22 protein-coding genes are annotated in these 19,516 nt (G+C 69.9%); all 22 read left to right on the top strand.

What is annotated here, in order from left to right:
• Window positions 1–631: 631 nt before the first annotated feature.
• The 22 genes from JAN5088_RS11500 (at window position 632) to JAN5088_RS11605 (ending at window position 19,487) form a co-directional block, all read left to right on the top strand.
• A complete protein-coding gene (locus tag JAN5088_RS11500; RefSeq protein WP_055682949.1) occupies window positions 632–1,795 on the top strand; it encodes an isovaleryl-CoA dehydrogenase in 1,164 nt (387 codons plus the stop codon).
• Between the two features lie 37 nt (window positions 1,796–1,832).
• A complete protein-coding gene (locus JAN5088_RS11505; protein WP_055682950.1) occupies window positions 1,833–2,246 on the top strand; it encodes a DUF1622 domain-containing protein in 414 nt (137 codons plus the stop codon).
• A complete protein-coding gene (locus JAN5088_RS11510; protein WP_055682951.1) occupies window positions 2,243–2,755 on the top strand; it encodes a lysozyme inhibitor LprI family protein in 513 nt (170 codons plus the stop codon). The genes JAN5088_RS11505 and JAN5088_RS11510 overlap by 4 nt, the downstream gene beginning before the upstream one ends.
• A gap of 37 nt (window positions 2,756–2,792) precedes the next feature.
• On the top strand, window positions 2,793–4,391 hold the full coding sequence (locus tag JAN5088_RS11515) for a carboxyl transferase domain-containing protein (protein ID WP_055682952.1): 1,599 nt from the start codon (window positions 2,793–2,795) through the stop codon (window positions 4,389–4,391).
• A 58-nt stretch (window positions 4,392–4,449) separates the two neighbouring features.
• Window positions 4,450–4,875 (top strand): ASCH domain-containing protein, encoded by a 426-nt coding sequence (locus JAN5088_RS11520; RefSeq protein WP_055682953.1) that lies wholly within the window; start codon window positions 4,450–4,452, stop codon window positions 4,873–4,875.
• Complete coding sequence (locus tag JAN5088_RS11525; RefSeq protein WP_055682954.1) at window positions 4,875–6,806, top strand: acetyl-CoA carboxylase biotin carboxylase subunit; 1,932 nt, start codon at window positions 4,875–4,877, stop codon at window positions 6,804–6,806. Before JAN5088_RS11520 ends, JAN5088_RS11525 begins: the two co-directional genes overlap by 1 nt.
• Window positions 6,803–7,447 carry a glutathione S-transferase family protein gene (locus tag JAN5088_RS11530; RefSeq protein WP_055682955.1) on the top strand — a complete coding sequence of 215 codons (645 nt, stop codon included), beginning with the start codon at window positions 6,803–6,805 and terminating at the stop codon, window positions 7,445–7,447. The genes JAN5088_RS11525 and JAN5088_RS11530 overlap by 4 nt, the downstream gene beginning before the upstream one ends.
• Entirely contained in the window at window positions 7,440–8,294 is an 855-nt protein-coding gene (locus tag JAN5088_RS11535) for a hydroxymethylglutaryl-CoA lyase (RefSeq protein ID WP_055682956.1), read from the top strand. The genes JAN5088_RS11530 and JAN5088_RS11535 overlap by 8 nt, the downstream gene beginning before the upstream one ends.
• Window positions 8,294–8,779, top strand: coding sequence for a DUF6653 family protein (locus JAN5088_RS11540; RefSeq protein WP_055682957.1), 486 nt, complete (start codon window positions 8,294–8,296; stop codon window positions 8,777–8,779). Before JAN5088_RS11535 ends, JAN5088_RS11540 begins: the two co-directional genes overlap by 1 nt.
• Window positions 8,776–9,558 carry a crotonase/enoyl-CoA hydratase family protein gene (locus JAN5088_RS11545; RefSeq protein WP_055682958.1) on the top strand — a complete coding sequence of 261 codons (783 nt, stop codon included), beginning with the start codon at window positions 8,776–8,778 and terminating at the stop codon, window positions 9,556–9,558. Before JAN5088_RS11540 ends, JAN5088_RS11545 begins: the two co-directional genes overlap by 4 nt.
• A 106-nt stretch (window positions 9,559–9,664) precedes the next feature.
• Window positions 9,665–10,786 carry a lytic murein transglycosylase gene (locus tag JAN5088_RS11550; protein ID WP_055682959.1) on the top strand — a complete coding sequence of 374 codons (1,122 nt, stop codon included), beginning with the start codon at window positions 9,665–9,667 and terminating at the stop codon, window positions 10,784–10,786.
• A gap of 93 nt (window positions 10,787–10,879) precedes the next feature.
• Window positions 10,880–11,539 carry an SH3 domain-containing protein gene (locus JAN5088_RS11555; RefSeq protein WP_055682960.1) on the top strand — a complete coding sequence of 220 codons (660 nt, stop codon included), beginning with the start codon at window positions 10,880–10,882 and terminating at the stop codon, window positions 11,537–11,539.
• A 33-nt stretch (window positions 11,540–11,572) separates the two neighbouring features.
• Window positions 11,573–11,938 carry an NADH-quinone oxidoreductase subunit A gene (locus JAN5088_RS11560; RefSeq protein ID WP_055682961.1) on the top strand — a complete coding sequence of 122 codons (366 nt, stop codon included), beginning with the start codon at window positions 11,573–11,575 and terminating at the stop codon, window positions 11,936–11,938.
• Between the two features lie 441 nt (window positions 11,939–12,379).
• Entirely contained in the window at window positions 12,380–12,913 is a 534-nt protein-coding gene (locus tag JAN5088_RS11565; RefSeq protein ID WP_055682962.1) for a NuoB/complex I 20 kDa subunit family protein, read from the top strand.
• Window positions 12,913–13,518, top strand: a complete 606-nt coding sequence (locus JAN5088_RS11570; RefSeq protein ID WP_055682963.1) for an NADH-quinone oxidoreductase subunit C — start codon at window positions 12,913–12,915, stop codon at window positions 13,516–13,518. Before JAN5088_RS11565 ends, JAN5088_RS11570 begins: the two co-directional genes overlap by 1 nt.
• 175 nt (window positions 13,519–13,693) lie before the next feature.
• Complete coding sequence (locus JAN5088_RS11575; protein WP_082429969.1) at window positions 13,694–14,935, top strand: NADH-quinone oxidoreductase subunit D; 1,242 nt, start codon at window positions 13,694–13,696, stop codon at window positions 14,933–14,935.
• Between the two features lie 31 nt (window positions 14,936–14,966).
• A complete protein-coding gene (locus JAN5088_RS11580) occupies window positions 14,967–15,152 on the top strand; it encodes a hypothetical protein (protein ID WP_055682965.1) in 186 nt (61 codons plus the stop codon).
• A gap of 28 nt (window positions 15,153–15,180) precedes the next feature.
• On the top strand, window positions 15,181–16,512 hold the full coding sequence (locus tag JAN5088_RS11585; protein WP_055682966.1) for an NADH-quinone oxidoreductase subunit E: 1,332 nt from the start codon (window positions 15,181–15,183) through the stop codon (window positions 16,510–16,512).
• 49 nt (window positions 16,513–16,561) lie between these two features.
• Window positions 16,562–17,410: a helix-hairpin-helix domain-containing protein gene (locus JAN5088_RS19065; protein WP_177220049.1), complete on the top strand. Its 849-nt coding sequence runs from the start codon at window positions 16,562–16,564 to the stop codon at window positions 17,408–17,410.
• Between the two features lie 60 nt (window positions 17,411–17,470).
• Entirely contained in the window at window positions 17,471–17,698 is a 228-nt protein-coding gene (locus JAN5088_RS11595; protein WP_055682968.1) for a DUF5337 family protein, read from the top strand.
• Window positions 17,699–17,703: 5 nt separating this feature from the next.
• Window positions 17,704–18,999, top strand: coding sequence for an NADH-quinone oxidoreductase subunit NuoF (gene nuoF / locus JAN5088_RS11600; RefSeq protein ID WP_055682969.1), 1,296 nt, complete (start codon window positions 17,704–17,706; stop codon window positions 18,997–18,999).
• Window positions 18,996–19,487 carry an MAPEG family protein gene (locus tag JAN5088_RS11605; protein WP_233489771.1) on the top strand — a complete coding sequence of 164 codons (492 nt, stop codon included), beginning with the start codon at window positions 18,996–18,998 and terminating at the stop codon, window positions 19,485–19,487. The genes nuoF and JAN5088_RS11605 overlap by 4 nt, the downstream gene beginning before the upstream one ends.
• Window positions 19,488–19,516 lie beyond the last annotated feature (29 nt).

Here is a 19,516-nt window from a genome sequence, read left to right on the forward strand (position 1 = left end):
CTTTTCGGCGGCTGTCGGTCATCGCGCGTCGTGTTCCACCCTGATTCCGCACGGGCTTTCGCGGATGCCCGCGTTCCATGTCCTCGCTGGTACAGGCTTGCCCGCGCTTCGCTGGATCCATGCGCGCATCACGGGTTGCAGGATGAAGCTCCCGGTTGTCCGCTTGTAGATGACATCAGCGCAAATCTTCCAGCGTGGCGGACGACTCGTGACGTCCGTCATCGAGTGCATCGAGCGCCTCACCCGGACAATGAGGATGCTCGTCCTCCGGACCCCTCCCGAAGCTGCTCATGGCTTGCGTCCTGGCCCTGTCCGCCTGCACGTCCGGCGCGAACGACACTGTACGCCAAGGGCTTCATCGGCGGCAGGCCCACGGGTCCGGCACGGGTCGAAGGCGCCGTCGGCACCCTCCATGCCGAAGTCCCGGTCGCGGTTTCCGTCTTGCGGCGCGGCGGGGCCGTCATCCGGTCCGGGACCGCGACGCTCAGGCGGCGCAACGACGTTCCTGGATGCTCCCGCGCCGGACGCCGCTGGCGCCTGTCGGCGATGTCGCCGTCCCTTCTGGACGGATCGCCCCCGGCGCGCTAGGATTTGAACAAGCGTTCAATTCCCGACGGGAGGGATTCGGAGAATGTTCACCGCGACGATGCAGTTCGACCTGGGCGAGGATGTGGGCGCCCTGCGCGAGATGGTCCACCGCTGGGCGCAGGAGCGTGTGGCCCCGATGGCCGCGCAGATCGACGCCGACAACGCCTTCCCGCCCGAGCTCTGGACCGAAATGGGCGACCTCGGCCTTCTCGGCATCACCGTCCCGGAGGAGGACGGCGGCGCCGGCATGGGTTACCTCGCCCATGTCATCGCGGTCGAGGAGATCGCCCGCGCCTCGGCTTCCGTCTCGCTCAGCTACGGCGCCCATTCCAACCTCTGCGTCAACCAGATCGCGCTGAACGGCACGGCCGGGCAGAAGGCGAAATACCTGCCGGGGCTGATCTCGGGCCGGAACGTCGGCGCGCTCGCCATGTCCGAGGCCGGGTCCGGCTCCGACGTCGTGTCGATGCGCCTGCGCGCCGAGAAGCGCAACGACCGCTTCATCCTGAACGGCACGAAATACTGGATCACGAACGGCCCCGACGCCGACACGCTGGTGGTCTATGCCAAGACCGATCCCGACGCCGGATCGCGCGGCATCACCGCCTTCCTGATCGAGAAGTCGATGGCCGGATTCTCCACCAGCCCGCATTTCGACAAGATGGGGATGCGCGGGTCCAACACGGCGGAGCTCGTGTTCGAGGATGTCGAGGTGCCCTTCGACAACATCCTGGGGCAGGAGGGCGGCGGCGTCCGGGTGCTGATGTCGGGGCTCGACTACGAACGCGTGGTGCTTTCGGGCATCGGCACGGGCATCATGGCGGCCTGTCTCGACGCGATCATGCCCTACCTCGCGGAGCGCAGGCAGTTCGGCCAGCCCATCGGGAACTTCCAGCTCATGCAGGGCAAGATCGCGGACATGTACACCGCGATGAACTCCGCCCGCGCCTATGTGTACGAAGTCGCCCGCGCCTGCGACCGGGGGCAGGTCACGCGGCAGGACGCGGCGGCCTGCGTCCTCTATGCCTCCGAACAGGCGATGGTGCAGGCCCACCAGGCGGTGCAGGCCATGGGCGGCGCGGGTTTCATGGCTGACAGCCCCGCGGCCCGCCTGTTCCGCGACGCCAAGCTGATGGAGATCGGCGCCGGCACCTCCGAGATCCGCCGCATGCTCATCGGGCGGGAACTGATGGGGGCGATGGGGTGATGGCGGCGCCCACCGACCCCACGGGAGCGCGCGCCTGATGGAGCGGACCGCGAACCCCACCTTCCTCGGCTACGTCCGCGAGGGATCGGTCCTGCACGAAGAACTGGGCTGGCTGGTGCATGGGCTCGAATACCTCGTCGTCGCCATAGACATCGTGGGCTGCCTGATCCTGCTGCTGGGCGCCGCGCGGTTCGTGATCGGGTTCCTGCGGGCCGAGGTCGCGCGCGAGGCGAAGGCACGGGTGCGGGGGGTGAACGCCGAACGGGTGGAACTCGGCCGCTATATCCTTGCGGGGCTCGAACTGCTGATCGTGTCGGACATCGTGCACACGGCGCTCAGCCTCGCCATGGCGGACCTCGTGTTCCTGGGTCTTCTGGTCATCATCCGCTCGCTCATCTCCTTCTTCCTCGACCGGGAGCTTGAGCAGGTGAAGAAGGAGTTGATGGAATGAGATGGCCGCGTTTCACCCTCCTGATGGCGGCGTTCGCCGCGACCCCGGCCATGGCGCAGCAGCCGGTGTTCGACGCCGCATCGGTGCGGGCCTGCTTCGAGGGCGCGGCCGATCCCGCCGCGCCCTGCATCGGAGAGGCCGCCACCGCCTGCATGGAAGCGAGCGACAACGGCTATACCACCATGGGAATGGCCGAATGCACCAACCTCGAGACGGCGGAATGGGACCGGCTGCTCAACATCGAATACCGCCGGCTGCGCGACCAGTGGGAGGCCCTCGACGTGGAGGCCGCGGGAACGAGTATCGGCGCGGGCATCGACCGGAGCGATGCGTTGCGCGACGCGCAGCGGGCCTGGATCGCCTTTCGCGATGCCGATTGCGCCGCGCGATACGCGCAGTATCAGGACGGGACGATCCGCACCACGATCGCCACCGGATGCCATCTGTCGCACACCGCGCGGCGCACGCTCGAACTCGCGGCCATGGGGCGCGGCCTGGACGGCGAATGATGACTGCCGCCCGCGCGCGCCCTGAAAAGGACCGGACATGAAACTCACCTCATCCCTCATTGCCGGCTCCGAGCAGGCCCGCGCCAACCGCGCCGCGCATGAGGCCGCGCTGGCCGAGGTGCGGGACGCCGCCGAGCGGGCCGCGGCGGGCGGCGGCGACCGCGCCCGCGACCGGCACCTGTCGCGCGGCAAGATGCTGCCCCGCGACCGGGTGGCGGGCCTGCTCGACCCCGGCTCCCCGTTCCTCGAGATCGGCGCCTTCGCGGGCCACGGGATGTACGACGACGCCTCGCCCGGCGGCGGCGCCATCGCGGGCGTGGGCCGGGTCCACGGGCGCGACGTGATGGTGGTCTGCAACGACGCCACGGTGAAGGGCGGCACCTACTATCCCGTCACGGTGAAGAAGCACCTCCGCGCGCAGGAGATCGCGGAGGAATGTCGCCTGCCTTGCGTCTATCTGGTCGACTCGGGCGGGGCGAACCTGCCCAACCAGGACGAGGTCTTCCCCGACCGCGACCATTTCGGCCGCATCTTCTACAACCAGGCGCGCATGTCCGCCAAGGGCATCGCGCAGATCGCCGTCGTCATGGGCTCCTGCACGGCGGGCGGGGCTTATGTTCCGGCCATGTCCGACGTGTCGATCATCGTGCGCGAGCAGGGCACGATCTTCCTCGCCGGCCCGCCGCTGGTGAAGGCCGCCACGGGCGAGGTGGTCACGGCCGAAGATCTGGGCGGCGGCGACGTGCACACCCGCCTCTCGGGTGTCGCGGACTATCTGGCCGAGGACGACGCCCATGCGCTGGCCCTGGCGCGGCAGGCTTTACTTTCTGTTAACACGTTGACGGCATTCAACTTTCCGGCCGGTGAGCCCCCGGCCTATGACCCCGAGGAGCTGTTCGACGTGGTGCCCGGCGACCTGCGCACCCCCTACGACATCCGCGAGGTCATCATGCGGCTGGTCGACGGCAGCCGCTTCGACGAGTTCAAGGCCCGCTTCGGCGACACGCTGGTCACGGGCTTCGCCGAGGTCGAGGGCATGACCGTCGGCCTCGTCGCCAACAACGGCGTGCTGTTTTCGGAGGCCGCGCAGAAGGGCGCGCATTTCATCGAGCTCTGTTCGCAGCGGAACATCCCGCTGGTGTTCCTGCAGAACATCACCGGCTTCATGGTCGGCCGCAAATACGAGAACGAGGGGATCGCCCGCCACGGTGCCAAGATGGTCACGGCCGTGGCCACCACCGCCGTGCCCAAGATCACCATGCTGGTCGGCGGCAGCTTCGGGGCGGGGAACTACGGCATGGCGGGCCGCGCCTATCAGCCGCGGTTCCTCTGGACATGGCCCAATTCGCGCATCTCGGTCATGGGCGGCGCGCAGGCGGCGGGGGTGCTGGCCACCGTGAAACGCGACGCGATGGAGCGGGCGGGCGAGGAGTGGTCCGCCGAGGCGGAAGCCGCCTTCCGCCGCCCGACGGAGGAGATGTTCGCGCGCCAGTCGCACCCCCTTTACGCCTCCGCCCGGCTCTGGGACGACGGCATCATCGACCCACGCAAGTCGCGGCAGGTGCTGGCCCTGTCGCTGCGCGCCGCGCTCAATGCGCCTGTCGGGGAGACACGCTTCGGCGTGTTCCGCATGTGACCGGGGTCGGGTGCCTCCGGCGGGCATATTCGGAAAGCAGGGACGGGAGCGTGCCACGATGACGAGCCTGCAGGAGATCGTGGACGCGAACCCCGAAGCCGAGACCTTCCGCTTCGGCGACGACGCGGCCCGCTGCGACGCGATCCTGGCACTGGTGCGGTCGGGGCGGAAGACCGCGACCTGCGAGGCGGCGCGCCACTACGGCCCCCGCGGCGATGCCTGGCCCGAGGTCGGGCGGCGCGACGTGGCGTTGGACTGGGACGGAACGCCCGCCCTGATGGTCGAGACCGTCGCCGTCGAGACGCGCCGCTGGTCTGAGATGGACGAGGCCTTCGTGGCCGCACAGGGCGAGTTCCGCGACCTGGCCCACTGGCAAAAGGTCTACCGCCCCTATTTCGCCGCCACGGGGGGCTGGTCGGACGACATGAAGATCATGTGCGAGACCTTCCGCATGGTCGAGGATTACGCGGGAAAGGCCCCCTGATGTTCGCCACCATCCTGATCGCCAACCGGGGCGAGATCGCCTGCCGCGTCATCGACACCTGCCGCAGGCTGGGAGTGCGGACGGTCGCCGTCCATTCCGACGTCGACCGCGGCGCGCGGCATGTCGCCATGGCGGACGAGGCCGTGTCGCTGGGCGGTGCCGCCCCCGCCGACAGCTATCTGCGCGGCGACGCCATCATCGAAGCCGCGCGGGCCACGGGGGCGGAGGCGATCCACCCCGGCTACGGCTTCCTGTCCGAGAACCCCGCTTTCGTCGAGGCGGTGGAGGCGGCGGGGCTGGTGTTCATCGGCCCGTCCGCCAGCGCGATCCGGGCGATGGGCCTCAAGGACGCGGCGAAGGACCTGATGGAGAAGGCCGGTGTGCCGGTCGTGCCCGGCTATCGCGGCGAGAACCAGGACCCCGCGCATCTGGCGCGGCAGGCCGGGGACATCGGCTATCCGGTCCTCATCAAGGCTGTCGCGGGGGGCGGCGGCAAGGGGATGCGGCGGGTGGAGGCCCCCGACGCCTTCGCCGACGCGCTGGAGGCGGCGAAGTCCGAGGCCGCCAAGGCCTTCGGCAACGACCATGTGCTGATCGAGAAATGGATCGCCTCGCCCCGCCACATCGAGGTGCAGGTCTTCGGCGACGGCACCCGCGCGCTGCACCTGTTCGAACGCGATTGCTCGCTGCAACGCCGCCACCAGAAGGTGATCGAGGAGGCCCCGGCCCCCGGCATGACGCCCGAAATGCGCGCCGCCATGGGCGACGCCGCCGTCCGCGCGGCCGAGGCCATCGGCTATTCCGGCGCGGGCACGGTCGAGTTCATCGTCGACGGATCGGACGGCCTGCGCCCCGACGGCTTCTGGTTCATGGAGATGAACACCCGGCTTCAGGTGGAACACCCCGTGACCGAGGCCATCACCGGCGTCGATCTGGTGGAATGGCAGCTCCGCGTCGCCTCGGGCGAGCCGCTGCCCGCCGCGCAGGAGGACCTGACGATCGAGGGTCACGCCTTCGAGGCGCGGCTCTACGCCGAGGATGCGGAAAACGGCTTCCTTCCGCAGACGGGCCGCCTGACCCACCTGCGCTTCCCGCCGGGCGTGCGCGCCGAGACGGGGGTGCGGGCGGGCGATACGATCTCGCCCTGGTACGACCCGATGATCGCCAAGGTGGTGGTCCACGGGCCGACGCGGGCCACGGCGCTTCTGTCGCTGGAACGCGCGCTGGCGGGGACGCGGGTGGCGGGGACGGTCACGAACCTCGCCTTCCTGCGCCGCCTCGCGCGGCACGAGGGGTTCCGGGCGGGGGACGTGGATACCGGGTTGATCGATCGGGATATCGCGGCCCTGTCCGCGCGGCCGGAGCCTTCGTCGCAGGTGCGCGCGCTCGCGGCGTTGGCGGCGCTCGGGCTCGACCGGCCGCAATGGCAGGAAGGCGCGCACCTCTGGACGCCGCTCGCCTGGACGGCGCGGCTGGTCTCGCGGGGCGACGAAATGACGGCGCGGGTCGAGGCACGGGGCGGCGGCAGCTGTCGCGTGACGCTGGAGGACGCCGCGCACGAGGTGACGCGCGACGGCGGCTGGCGCATCGACGGCGCGCCCGTTGCGGCCGAGGTGGCGCATGGGCCCGGCGTCGTCCATGTCTTCGACGACGACGCGCACAGCTTCGATGTGCCCGACCCCCTGGCCGTCGATGCGGCGGGCGGGGCCGCGTCGGGGCTGGTCGAGGCGCCGATGCCCGGCCTCGTCAAGGCGGTCTTCGTCGAGACGGGCGCGACCGTGGCGCAGGGCGACCGGCTGGCCGTGCTGGAGGCCATGAAGATGGAGCATGTGCTGACCGCCCCCCGCGACGGCACCGTGGCCGAGGTCCTGGCGACCGCCGGCACCCAGGTCGAGGCGGGCGCGCCCCTGATCCGGATGGAGGAGGAATGAGCAAGATCACCCTCCACCACGTCCCCGGCACGCGGTCCGACCGCGTGCTGTGGCTGCTGCGCGAGATGGGGCTGGAGGCGGAGGTCCGCGTCTGGCCCTTCGACAAGGCGCTGCGCGGGCCGGAGTTCCTGGCGCTGAACCCTGCCGGACGGGTGCCCGCGCTGGAGATGGGGGGCCGGTCGCTGTGGGAAAGCGGCGCCATCATCGAGATGCTCTGCGAGACCCATCCCGAGACGGGCCTCGGCCGCGCGCCGGGTGAGGCGGAGCGGGCGGACTGGCTGATCCTGCTGCATTTCGCGGAGACGATCAGCCAGCACTCCGCCGCGCTGACGCAGCAGCACATCGCGCTGCGCGAGGACTGGATGCGCTCGCCCGTGGTGATGAAGCTGGAGGCGGCGCGCGTGGGCAAGTGCTTCGACGCCATCGAGGCGCGGCTCGCGGGCGACTGGCTTCTCTCGTCGTTCTCGGCCGCCGATGTGGCGGTGGGGCAGGCGGTGATGATGGCGCGGCATTTCCACCGCATCGGCGACCGGCCCCAGCTTGCCGCTTGGCTGGCACGTTGCGAATCCCGCCCCGCCTGTCCGGTCGAGCCGGTGAACGCGCTGCACGCCCGGGACTTCTACGAGGTGCCCGATGCCTGAGGCCGTCGAGATCTTCGAGGTCGGCCCCCGCGACGGGTTGCAGACCGAAAAGCGCCCGATCCCCACCGCCGACAAGATCGCGCTGGTCGACCTTCTGTCGCGCGCGGGGTTCCGGCGGATCGAGGTGGCGAGCTTCGTGAGCCCCAGGTGGGTGCCGCAGATGGCCGACGGGGCCGAGGTTCTGGCCGGCATCGCGCGCGCGCCGGGCGTGGGTTATGCGGCGCTGACGCCCAACCTGCGCGGATACGAGGGCGCGCGGGCGGCGGGCGCGGACGAGGTGGCGATCTTCGCTTCGGCCTCCGAAGGGTTCTCGCGCGCGAACCTGAACGCGACCATCGCGGAAAGCCTCGCGCGGTTCGCTCCGGTGGCGGCGGCTGCACGGTCCGACGGCGTGCCGGTGCGGGGCTATGTCTCCTGCGTGACCGACTGCCCCTTCGACGGGCCGACCGCGCCGGGCGATGTGGCGCGCGTTGTGGCCGCGCTGCGCGACCTAGGCTGCCACGAGGTGAGCCTGGGCGACACCATCGGACGCGGCACGCCCGAGGCGGTGGACGCCATGCTGGACGCCGTTTCGGGCGAGATCGAGGCGGCGGCGCTCGCCGGACATTTCCACGACACGGCCGGTCGGGCGCTGGCCAATATCGACGTGGCGCTGGCGCGGGGCCTGCGCGTGTTCGACGCCGCCGTGGGGGGGCTCGGCGGCTGCCCCTATGCGCCGGGGGCGGCGGGCAACGTGGCGACCGAGGCGGTGCTGGCGCATCTGGAGGCGGCGGGCTTCGATACCGGACTGGACGCGCAGGTGGTGGCGCAGGCGGCGGCGCTGGCGCGGGGCATGCGGTCGGGCTGATGGATGTGTTCCGGGGGGCCGAACGCCTTATGGCGATGGACGACGCGGCCTGGGCGCGGCACGGCAACCCCCGGTCGGTGGCGACGCGGTTCACCGTGCTGCCGCTGATCGCGCTGGCCATCTGGTCGCGCGTCTGGCTGGGCTGGTGGGCGCTGGTCCCGCTGGCCGGGGCGCTCGGCTGGAACTGGCTGAACCCGCGCCTCTTTTCCGCGGAGTACGACCCCGACAACTGGGCCACCCGCGCGGTGGAGGGCGAGCGCATCTTCCTGCGCCACCGCGCCGACATCGCGCCCCGTCACCGGCGGATGGCCGTCTGGCTGAGCATGGGCAGCCTGCCCGGCCTCGCGGTCATGGGTTGGGGGCTCTGGGCGCTCTGGTGGGACTGGGCGGTGTTCGGCGTGGCGCTCGCGATCCTGCCGAAGCTGTGGTTCTGCGACCGGATGGTCTGGATCCATGCCGATTGGACGAAAGGGAGGGCAACATGACCCACGAGACGCTTGAGGTCGCCCGCGACGCGCGCGGCGTCGTGACGGTGACGCTGGACCTGCCGGAGACGCACAACGCGCTGTCGGCGGCGATGATGGACGAGTTGACCGGCCTGGCGGGCACGCTCGGCGCCGACGACAGCCGGGTGGTCGTGCTGACCGGGCGGGGCGCGTCCTTCTGCGCGGGGGGCGACCTGCGGTGGATGCGGGCGCAGTTCGATGCGGATGCCGCGGCGCGGGCCGTCGAAGGGCGGCGGCTGGCGGGGATGTTGCAGGCGTTGAATACCCTGCCCAAGCCCCTGATCGCGCGGGTGCAGGGCAATGCTTTCGGCGGTGGCGTGGGGCTTTGCTGCGTGGCCGATGTGGCGGTGGCGGCCGACAGCGCGCTGTTCGGCCTGACCGAGACGCGGCTGGGCCTGATCCCCGCGACCATCGGCCCCTATGTCATCGCGCGGCTGGGCGAGGGGCCGGCGCGGCGCGTCTTCATGAACGGCCGCCGCTTCGGCGCGGCCGAGGCGCGGGACCTGGGCGTGGTGGCGCGCGTGGTCGCCCCGGACGATCTGGACGCCGCGGTCGAGGCCGAGGTCGCGCCCTATCTGTCCTGCGCGCCGGGGGCCGTGGCCGATGCCAAGCGGCTGGCCCGCAGCCTGGGACCCGTGATCGACGAGGACACGATCGCGGCCACCATCGACGCGCTCGCCGCCCGGTGGGAGGGGGAGGAGGCGGCCGAAGGCGTGGGCGCCTTCTTCGACCGGCGCAAGCCGCGCTGGGCCGACTGACCCGCCGTCACCTTGCCGAAGGGGCGGGGGCGCGATCTGACGTCTTGCCGTCGGGACCGGTATCGCTAGGCTCGGGCGAAACCCTCGCCAGAAGGATCACAGGCCCATGCTCACCCGTCGTGCGTTCACCCTCGCCGCCTCCGCTGTCCTGGTCACGGGCTGTTCGGGCAGGCCCCCCGGCGCGGGCGTGGCCGCCCGGCGGCAGGACCCCGCGCTGCTGCCGCAGCCGAACCCGGGCTGGGATGCCTGGGTCGCGTCGTTCAAGGGGCGGGCTGCGGCGCAGGGCATCCGGCAGGACGTCATCGACGGTGCCTTTCGGGGCGCGGGCTTCCTGCCCGGCGTGGTCGAGCGCGATCGCAACCAGACCGAGTTCAAGCGCAGCTTCGAGGATTACATCGCCATCGTGGCGCCTGAACGGAAGGTTGCCGAGGGCCGCGCGGCCTTTGCGCGCAACCGCGCGACGCTGACCGCGATCGAGGGGCGATACGGCGTTCCCGCCGAGATCGTCGCGGCGATCTGGGGCGTCGAGAGCAATTTCGGCCAGCGGCGCGGCGATATCGGCACGGTCTCGGCCCTGTCGACGTTGGCCTATGACGGCCGCCGCGGCGCCTTCTTCGAGGCGCAGTTGATCGCGGCGCTGAAGATCCTCCAGGCGGGCGACGTGACACCCGATCGGATGGTCGGAAGCTGGGCCGGGGCCATGGGCCACACGCAGTTCATCCCCACGTCCTATCTGCAATCGGCGGTGGATTTCACCGGCGACGGGCGCCGCGACATCTGGGGCGAGGACCCGACGGATGCGCTTGCCTCGGCCGCGGCCTATCTGGCGGGGGCGGGCTGGCAGCGGGGCGCCTCCTGGGCGGTCGAGGACCCGAACGGCAACCTGACGCCCGACGCGGGCGGGCCGTCGTTCCGGACGGGGCCGAACTTCCGCGTCATCAAGCGCTACAACAACTCCGACAGCTATGCCCTGGGGGTGGGCCACCTGGCGGACCGCATCGCGGGCGGCGGGCCGCTACGGCAACCCTTCGGGCCCGACCGATACGGCTTGACCATCGACCAGCGGCAGGACCTGCAACGGCGGCTGACGGCGGCGGGATTCGACACCGACGGCAGCGACGGGGTGATCGGCCCGAAAAGCCGCACGGCCATCGCCGCCTATCAGCGGTCGCGCGGCCTGCCCGCCACGGGCGACCCGTCGGCGGCCCTGCTGGCAAGCCTCGGATAGCCGATAACACCGGCCCGTCCTTGCGGCCGCCGTCACGCCATGCGACCGGCGAGGGGCGGGTGCCGGACCCCGCGGTGCCGCCCGGAGGCTTTGATGAAACGGATCGTCGCGATCATCCTTGTCGCCCTGTTCTGCGCGCAACCTGGCGTGGCACAGACGATCCGCAACGCGAACGCCTATCCTGTCTTTTTGCGCGAGGGGCCTGGACTGTTCTATCCCGAGACCGACCGCCTCGACCCGGGCGAGGTGGCGGACCTGGGCCATTGCGACGAACGGGGCCTGTGGTGCATCGTCTCGACGAACGCGAAATGGGGCTGGATCAACGTGTCGGTCCTGGGCGCACGGGGTGGCACGGCGGCGGCACCGCTCGACCCCATGGACGTGGCGCCACAGCCGGTGCCCATGTATCCCGTGTTCGTCGACCCCCTGCCCGATGCGCCGGACCGAGCGTCGCCTGAGGCGCCCCGGGTGGCGGACGGGGTGCCGCCGCTGATCTTTTCGGTGACCGAGCCGTTCGGCAACGTCACGGCCGGGCTGGTGAACATGCGGGCGGGGCCGGGGACGGAGAACGCCGTCGTCGGGCGGTTGCGCCCCGGCGAGGGTGGCCGGATCGACGTCTGCAACCCGGCGCAGGACTGGTGCCGCATCGCCGCGCCGGGCGTGGGGCCCGCCTGGGTCAAGATGACGCTGATGGGCGCGCCCCGGCCCCGGTCGGCCGCCGGGCGCGTTGACGTCGCCCCGACCCGGCCTTAGAGCGGGGGAACCCGAGACGCCCGGAGGCTGCCCATGGACTTTTTGCTTCGCGAATACCTGCCGATTTTGGTCTTCCTCGTCGTGGCGGTGGGGCTGGGGCTGGTGCTGGTTCTGGCGGCCGTGGTGCTGGCTGTCCGCAACCCCGATCCCGAGAAGGTCTCGGCCTACGAATGCGGCTTCAACGCCTTCGACGACGCGCGGATGAAGTTCGACGTGCGTTTCTACCTCGTGGCGATCCTGTTCATCATCTTCGACCTCGAGATCGCGTTCCTGTTTCCCTGGGCCGTGTCGTTCGCGGGCCTGACGGAGGCCGCGTTCTGGTCGATGATGGTCTTCCTGGGCGTCCTGACGGTGGGGTTCGCCTACGAATGGAAGAAGGGCGCTCTCGACTGGGAGTGATCCTGTCCCCCGGCCGCGTCCCGGGCGGACGCGGCGCCGGTGAGTATTTCCGACAGGAAGAAGCCTCGTTCACCCGATCTTAACCCGCCCGCGGCAGGCTGACCCCTGCGGAACAGGCTGGAGAGCCGATGGCCGTACAGGGAGAAGCCTGGCTTCCCCGCCCCCGGATGGCCTTACGCCTGGCGATCTGTCCGCCGGGGGCGACCTGCCCCTTTCTTCCTGCCCTAAATACTCCCGCCGGAGGCTCCTGCCCGGTGGACACGCGCGAGGGTGGCTTGGGGGCGGGACGCCATGTCGCGGGCGGGGGCCTGCAATTCCGTCGCCGTCCGTTCTATGTAACGTATCGCGGTGCGCGCGTTGACCCCCAATGGGGCGCGGGCTACACCGCAGACCGACCGGGGGCCCCGCGCCCCCGCCGAGATTCCCGAAGGAGCGGCGACGATGGGCGTGCAGACCGGACTGAACACCGCGGGCGGCGACAAAGAACACGCCACCCAGCTTCTGAACCGAGAGCTTCAGGACAAGGGGTTCCTGCTGACATCGACCGAGGACATCATCAACTGGGCGCGCACCGGCAGCCTGCACTGGATGACCTTCGGCCTTGCCTGCTGCGCGGTCGAGATGATGCACACGGCCATGCCCCGCTACGACATGGAGCGGTTCGGCATGGCGCCCCGCGCCTCTCCGCGCCAGTCGGACCTGATGATCGTCTCGGGCACGCTGACCAACAAGATGGCGCCGGCGCTGCGCAAGGTCTACGACCAGATGCCCGAGCCGCGGTACGTGCTGTCCATGGGGTCCTGCGCCAATGGCGGCGGATACTATCACTACAGCTATTCGGTGGTGCGGGGCTGTGACCGGATCGTGCCGGTCGACCTCTACGTGCCGGGCTGTCCGCCCACGGCCGAGGCGCTGCTCTACGGTCTCCTGCAACTCCAGCGGAAGATCCGCCGGACCGGAACGCTGGTGCGCTGATGGAAGAACAACTTCGGGAACTGGCGGCGCATATCGAGCTGCGGCAGGGCGATCTGGTGTCGTCCCATTCCATCGCCACGGACGAGCTGACGCTGGAGGCCACGGCGTCGGACGTGCCGGCCCTGGTGGACTTCCTGCGGAGCGACGAACAGTGCCGGTTCGCGTCGCTCGTGGACATCACCGCGATCGACTATCCGGGCGACGACCGGCGGTTCTGCATCGTCTATCACTTCCTGTCGATGTACCGGAACCAGCGCATCCGCGTGAAGGCCCGCGTGCGCGCCGAGGAGATCGTGCCCTCGATCACCGGCATCCATCCCTCCGCCAACTGGTTCGAGCGGGAGGTGTTCGACATGTTCGGCGTGCTGTTCTCGGGCCATCCGGACCTGCGCCGCATCCTGACCGACTACGGCTTTCGCGGTCATCCGCTGCGCAAGGATTTCCCGACCACGGGCTATACCGAGGTGCGGTACGACGAGGTCACCAAGCGCGTGATCTACGAGCCTGTGAACCTGACGCAGGAATACCGGCAGTTCGATTTCATGTCGCCGTGGGAGGGTGCGGAATACGTGCTGCCCGGCGACGAGAAGGGGGAGGCGAAGTGAGCATCTTTTACCTTCTTGCGACTACTGGTGGTGGCCTTGTAGCTTTTGCCGTGGGAGTGCTGACCTTGTCTGATAGACTATCGATCTGGTTGAGCGCAAAGAAGCAAAAGCGGAACATGAATCGCTATTTCTGCGACTTAGAGGATCGCTATTTACGTAAAAAAGGGGGCAGGTGATGGACGGCGACATTCGCAGGAACACCTACGACGACGGCTCCCAGGATATGCTGACGGGTGAGCAGCGGATCCGGAACTTCAACATCAACTTCGGGCCGCAGCATCCGGCGGCGCATGGCGTGCTGCGGCTGGTGCTGGAACTCGACGGCGAGATCGTGGAGCGCTGCGACCCCCACATCGGGCTGCTGCATCGCGGCACCGAGAAGCTGATGGAGAGCCGGACCTATCTGCAGAACCTGCCATATCTCGACCGGCTGGATTACGTGGCGCCGATGAACCAGGAACACGCCTGGTGCCTCGCCATCGAGCGGCTGACCGGGACGGAGGTGCCGCGCCGGGCGAGCCTGATCCGCGTCCTCTATTGCGAGATCGGGCGCATCCTGTCGCATCTGCTCAACGTCACGACGCAGGCGCTGGACGTGGGCGCGCTGACGCCGCCGCTCTGGGGGTTCAACGAGCGCGAGAAGCTCATGGAGTTCTACGAGCGGGCGAGCGGCGCGCGGCTCCACGCGGCCTACTTCCGGCCCGGGGGCGTGCACCAGGACCTGACGCCCAGCCTTCTGGACGACATCGAGACGTGGTGCGGCACGTTCCCCGCCGTGCTCGACGACATCGACGGGCTGCTGTCGGAGAACCGCATCTTCAAGCAGCGCAACGTCGACATCGCCATCATTTCCGAGCAGGAGGTGATGGACTGGGGCTTCTCCGGCGTCATGGCGCGGGGGTCCGGCCTGACTTGGGACCTGCGTCGCGCGCAGCCCTATGAGTGCTACGACGAGTTCGACTTCCTGATCCCCACGGGGCGGAACGGCGACTGCTTCGACCGGTTCCTGGTGCGCATGGAGGAGATGCGGCAATCGGTCCGCATCATGCTCCAGGCCATCGAAAAGCTGCGGGCCCCCGAGGGGCAGGGCGACATCCTGGCGCGGGGCAAGGTGACGCCGCCGAAGCGGGGCGACATGAAGACCTCGATGGAGAGCCTGATCCACCACTTCAAGCTCTACACCGAAGGGTTCCACGTGCCGGCGGGCGAGGTCTATGCCGCGGTCGAGGCGCCCAAGGGCGAGTTCGGCGTCTACATGGTGTCGGACGGGTCGAACAAACCCTACCGCGCCAAACTGCGCGCGCCGGGCTACCTGCATCTTCAGGCGATGGACCATATCTCGAAGGGGCACCAGCTTGCCGACGTGGCCGCCATCATCGGCACGCTGGACGTGGTGTTCGGGGAGATCGACCGTTGAGGCCGCGTCCCGCGTGCAGGGAGGAATCGGCATGATGACGATGATCGCGGTCGCCCTGCTTCAGGTCACGTCCGTCAGCCTTGCCATCTTCGCGGCGCGCAGGTTCCGTGATCCCGGCCCGGCCTATCTGCTCGGGAACGTGATCGGCCTGTCCCTTCTCGCCCTTGGGGGCGCGGGGGTGATCTTCGGATCCTCGTTCCTTCTTCTCGCCCAATGATTTGACCTAGCCGACCGGATTCCACGCCATGCTCCGCCGCCTTTCCCCCGACCAGCCCGAGACCTTCGCCTTCACCCCCGCCAACCGGGAGTGGGCCGAGGCGCAGATGACGAAATACCCCGAGGGGCGGCAGGCCAGCGCGATCATCGCGCTGCTCTGGCGCGCGCAGGAGCAGGAGGGCTGGCTGACGCGGCCGGCGATCGAGCATGTGGCCGACATGCTGGGCCTCGCCTATATCCGCGCGCTGGAGGTGGCGACCTTCTACTTCATGTTCCAGCTTCAGCCTGTGGGGAAGACCGCGCATATCCAGATCTGCGGCACCACCTCCTGCATGATCTGCGGGGCCGAGGATCTGGTCGCCGTCTGCCGCGAGAAGATCGCGCCGCGTCCCCATGAGGTCAGCGCCGACGGGCAACTGTCATGGGAGGAGGTCGAGTGCCTGGGCGCCTGCTCCAACGCGCCGATGGCGCAGATCGGCAAGGACTACTACGAGGATCTGACCGCCGCGCGGCTGGGCGAGATCCTGGACGAGTTGCGTCAGGGCGCGGTGCCGGTGCCCGGACCGCAGAACGGACGCTTCGCCTCGGAACCCTTGGGCGGCGCGACGACGCTCACGGATCACGCCGAAGACAAGGACCATGAGCACAACGTCTCGGTCGCGCAGGCGCTGGCCATCGGCGACACGATCCGGCGCATCGACGGGACCGAGGTGCCGCTCCGCACGCCGTGGCATCGCGCCGAAGCCGCCGACCTCGATCCGAAGACTGCCGCCCGTGACCCGATGCTGGGCCCTTCGGGACCAGACGGCAAGCAGGCCGGCAAGGTGCGCGGCGAAGACGACGCCAACCGCGAGCGCGGCGACGCCAGCGATGCGGTGGCCAATGTGCGCGGCTCGGACGCCGAGGCCAAGGGCCGCCCGGACGAGGGTGAGGTCGCACCCGGCCTGCCCGGCGACGCGGCCGAAGGCATCGGCGAAGGCGCGCGCCCGGTCGTCACCGGCGGGTCGGTCGATGCCGACGGCCAGCCGGACGGCCAGAGGACCGCGACCGAGGTGCGGGCCACGAGCGAATCGGTCGGCGCTGGCGCGGGCACTCGCCCGGCCGGCCTGGCGCAACCCCGCGCCGGACGGGGCGACGACCTGAAGCGCCTACGGGGCGTCGGACCTAGACTGGAAAACATGCTCAATTCCATGGGGTTCTGGCATTTCGACCAGATCGCGGCCTGGTCCGACGCGGAAATCGCCTGGGTGGATTCCAACCTCGAAGGGTTCAAGGGTCGCGTGACGCGTGACGAATGGGTCAAACAGGCTAAGGTATTGGCGGACGGAGGAGAGACCGACACCTCCGCGCGCGACACGTAACTGGGGGCGTCGACCGGGATGATCCCCCGACCATCTGGGGAGATGCACAATGGACGACACCGGAGCCACCGTTCACAGGAACCGGATGCCCATCGCGGCGGCCAGCGGGGTCGTCGCGTGGCTTCTGTTCTGGCTGGCCGCCGACTGGGGATTCTTCTGGTCGCTGATCGCCGGCCTGATCGTGTTCGGGATCGTGCTGCTGCTCCTGGGCCTGATCGGGCGGGACGATGCGGCCTCCGCACCGCCGTCGTCGGCCTCGTCCCGTCCGCAGGACGCACCGCAGAGCGCCGTGCCTCCGACCGTCGCGGGCGGCGGGGCGGCTGCGGGGGGCGGGGCCCCTGCCGCGACATCCCCCGCGATGACGGGCACGCCCTTGGGCGAAGGTGCGCGCGCCGGCGGCACGGCGCCGGCCGCGGAGGCCGAAGCTCCCCCGGCCGAGGCGAGCGCCAATCAGGCGGGCGTCGTGCTGACGCCCGAGCCCGCGCCGCAACCCACCAACCGGCCTGCCCCCGGCGCCCCCGACGATGCACTGCCCGCCTCGGCCCGGAAGGCGGTGGAGACGCCGTCCACTCCCACCGTGCCCGTGCCCGACGCGATGAACGAGGGCGGCGCGTCGAAGCCCGCAACGCTCGACGCACCGCGCGACGGCAAGGGGGACGACCTGAAGAAGATCAAGGGCGTGGGCCCGAAGCTGGAGCGCCAGTGCAACGAGCTCGGCTTCTGGCACTTCGACCAGATCGCCGCCTGGACCGATGCCGAGGTCGCCTGGGTCGACAGCCACCTGGAAGGGTTCCGGGGCCGGGTGAGCCGCGACGACTGGGTATCGCAGGCCAAGACGCTGGCGCTTGGCGGCGCGACGGAGTTCTCGCGGCGGGGGAGCGCCGACGGCGCGCGGTGATACCTGCGACCCCGCGGTCGCTTGACGCCGCCCATACCGACCTGTTCAAGAGGCGCCGAAATGACCGGACCCTCGGATCTCGACGTGGCGATCGCCAAACGCTCCGCCCGGGTGGCCATCGTCATCCTGGCGGTCTTTCTCGGCTGGGCGCTGCTGCAGTTTCTCGGCGCGCAATTCGACCTGTCGCGGCGGGTCATGGGCCTGGGCGATTCCGTGGCACTGGTCGGCATGGCCTGGGCGATATATGACACCGTGATGATCTGGCGGATGCGCCGGATGAAGGAGTGACGACGATGCTGAAAGACCAGGACCGGATCTTCACCAACATCTACGGGATGGCGGACCGTTCGCTCAAGGGCGCCCGGGCGCGGGGCCACTGGGACGGGACCGGCGACCTGATCGCCATGGGCCGCGACAAGATCGTCGAGGTGATGAAGGCCAGCGGGTTGCGCGGGCGCGGCGGCGCGGGGTTCCCCACCGGCCTCAAGTGGTCGTTCATGCCCAAGGAAAGCGACGGACGCCCGGCCTACTTGGTCATCAACGCCGACGAGTCGGAGCCCGGAACCTGCAAGGACCGGGAGATCATGCGCCATGATCCCCACACCCTGATCGAGGGCGCGCTGATCGCCTCCTTCGCCATGGGCGCGCATGCCTGCTACATCTACATCCGCGGCGAATACATCCGCGAGCGCGAGGCGCTTCAGACCGCCATCGACGAGGCCTATGACGCCGGGCTGATCGGCCCCGACGCCTGCAAGTCGGGCTGGGACTTCGACCTCTATGTGGCGCATGGCGCCGGCGCCTACATCTGCGGCGAGGAGACGGCGCTGCTCGAATCGCTGGAAGGCAAGAAGGGGATGCCGCGGATGAAGCCGCCGTTCCCGGCGGGCGCGGGCCTCTACGGTTGCCCCACGACGGTGAACAACGTCGAGTCCATCGCGGTCGTGCCCACCATCCTGCGGCGCGGGGCCGAATGGTTCGCGGGCTTCGGCCGGCCCAACAATGCGGGCACCAAGCTTTTCGCCATCTCGGGCCACGTCAACCGCCCCTGCGTCGTCGAGGAGGCCATGTCCATCGGCTTCGAGGAGCTGATCGACAAGCACTGCGGCGGCATCCGGGGCGGCTGGGACAACCTCAAGGCGGTGATCCCCGGCGGCGCCTCGGTGCCGCTCCTGCCGGGCAGCGAGATGCGGGAGGCGATCATGGATTTCGACTACCTGCGGGAGCAGAAGTCGGGCCTGGGCACCGCCGCCGTGATCGTGATGGACAACTCCACCGACGTCATAAAGGCGATCTGGCGGCTCTCGGCCTTCTACAAGCACGAAAGCTGCGGCCAGTGCACGCCCTGCCGCGAGGGCACGGGCTGGATGATGCGGGTGATGGACCGGCTGGTGCGCGGCGATGCGGAGGTCGAGGAGATCGACATGCTGCTCGACGTGACCAAGCAGGTCGAGGGACACACGATCTGCGCCTTGGGCGACGCGGCCGCCTGGCCGATCCAGGGCCTGATCCGGCACTTCCGGGACGAGATCGAGGACCGCATCAAGCACAAGCGCAGCGGTCGCGTGAGCGCGGTGGCCGCGGAGTGATCCGCGCCCTGCCAGCCGCGCTGCCGTTCCTGGCGGCCGGTCCGGCGCTGGCGCAGGTCGCGCCCGCGGACGTCGTGACGCCGCTTTTTGCGCCCTATTCGCACGCACTGGCCGCGCTGGCGCTCTGGGCGCTGCTGCTGATCGTGCTGACCGGCCTGTCGGGACACGGCACGTCGCGCCGTCGGACCGACAGCGGGCATCCGGCGCGGGACTATTCCGACCCCGCCTATCGCCGGTCACGCGCGCATCTGAACGCGGTCGAGACGTCGGGCGTGTTCGTCGCGGCCACGGTCGCGGCCATCCTCGCGGGCGGGCCGCCGTTCTGGGTGAACCTGTTCGCCGCGCTGTTCATGGTGGCGCGCATCGCAATGGCCGCCGTCCACATCGGGACCGAGAACCAGATGCTGCGCTCGGCCTGCTATGTGGCGGGCGTGGTCTGCACGCTGACGCTGGCGGTGATGGCGCTCATCGGGGCCTTCGTGTCGTGACGCAGGCCCCGCGCCATACCCCAACCCAC

The sequence above is a fragment of the Jannaschia rubra genome (genome assembly GCF_001403735.1).
Taxonomy (GTDB): Bacteria; Pseudomonadota; Alphaproteobacteria; order Rhodobacterales; family Rhodobacteraceae; genus Jannaschia; species Jannaschia rubra.

Bases quoted from the DNA above. Each gene is read 5' to 3' on its own strand.
- JAN5088_RS11580 (WP_055682965.1), top strand. From the start codon at position 14,967: ATGATGACGATGATCGCGGTCGCCCTGCTTCAGGTCACGTCCGTCAGC.
- JAN5088_RS11520 (WP_055682953.1), top strand. From the start codon at position 4,450: ATGACGAGCCTGCAGGAGATCGTGGACGCGAACCCCGAAGCCGAGACC.
- JAN5088_RS11530 (WP_055682955.1), top strand. From the start codon at position 6,803: ATGAGCAAGATCACCCTCCACCACGTCCCCGGCACGCGGTCCGACCGC.
- JAN5088_RS11525 (WP_055682954.1), top strand. From the start codon at position 4,875: ATGTTCGCCACCATCCTGATCGCCAACCGGGGCGAGATCGCCTGCCGC.
- JAN5088_RS11565 (WP_055682962.1), top strand. From the start codon at position 12,380: ATGGGCGTGCAGACCGGACTGAACACCGCGGGCGGCGACAAAGAACAC.
- JAN5088_RS11505 (WP_055682950.1), top strand. From the start codon at position 1,833: ATGGAGCGGACCGCGAACCCCACCTTCCTCGGCTACGTCCGCGAGGGA.
- JAN5088_RS11570 (WP_055682963.1), top strand. From the start codon at position 12,913: ATGGAAGAACAACTTCGGGAACTGGCGGCGCATATCGAGCTGCGGCAG.
- JAN5088_RS11500 (WP_055682949.1), top strand. From the start codon at position 632: ATGTTCACCGCGACGATGCAGTTCGACCTGGGCGAGGATGTGGGCGCC.
- JAN5088_RS11555 (WP_055682960.1), top strand. From the start codon at position 10,880: ATGAAACGGATCGTCGCGATCATCCTTGTCGCCCTGTTCTGCGCGCAA.
- JAN5088_RS11575 (WP_082429969.1), top strand. From the start codon at position 13,694: ATGGACGGCGACATTCGCAGGAACACCTACGACGACGGCTCCCAGGAT.
- JAN5088_RS11510 (WP_055682951.1), top strand. From the start codon at position 2,243: ATGAGATGGCCGCGTTTCACCCTCCTGATGGCGGCGTTCGCCGCGACC.
- JAN5088_RS19065 (WP_177220049.1), top strand. From the start codon at position 16,562: ATGGACGACACCGGAGCCACCGTTCACAGGAACCGGATGCCCATCGCG.
- JAN5088_RS11540 (WP_055682957.1), top strand. From the start codon at position 8,294: ATGGATGTGTTCCGGGGGGCCGAACGCCTTATGGCGATGGACGACGCG.
- nuoF (WP_055682969.1), top strand. From the start codon at position 17,704: ATGCTGAAAGACCAGGACCGGATCTTCACCAACATCTACGGGATGGCG.
- JAN5088_RS11560 (WP_055682961.1), top strand. From the start codon at position 11,573: ATGGACTTTTTGCTTCGCGAATACCTGCCGATTTTGGTCTTCCTCGTC.
- JAN5088_RS11545 (WP_055682958.1), top strand. From the start codon at position 8,776: ATGACCCACGAGACGCTTGAGGTCGCCCGCGACGCGCGCGGCGTCGTG.
- JAN5088_RS11550 (WP_055682959.1), top strand. From the start codon at position 9,665: ATGCTCACCCGTCGTGCGTTCACCCTCGCCGCCTCCGCTGTCCTGGTC.
- JAN5088_RS11595 (WP_055682968.1), top strand. From the start codon at position 17,471: ATGACCGGACCCTCGGATCTCGACGTGGCGATCGCCAAACGCTCCGCC.
- JAN5088_RS11515 (WP_055682952.1), top strand. From the start codon at position 2,793: ATGAAACTCACCTCATCCCTCATTGCCGGCTCCGAGCAGGCCCGCGCC.
- JAN5088_RS11535 (WP_055682956.1), top strand. From the start codon at position 7,440: ATGCCTGAGGCCGTCGAGATCTTCGAGGTCGGCCCCCGCGACGGGTTG.
- JAN5088_RS11585 (WP_055682966.1), top strand. From the start codon at position 15,181: ATGCTCCGCCGCCTTTCCCCCGACCAGCCCGAGACCTTCGCCTTCACC.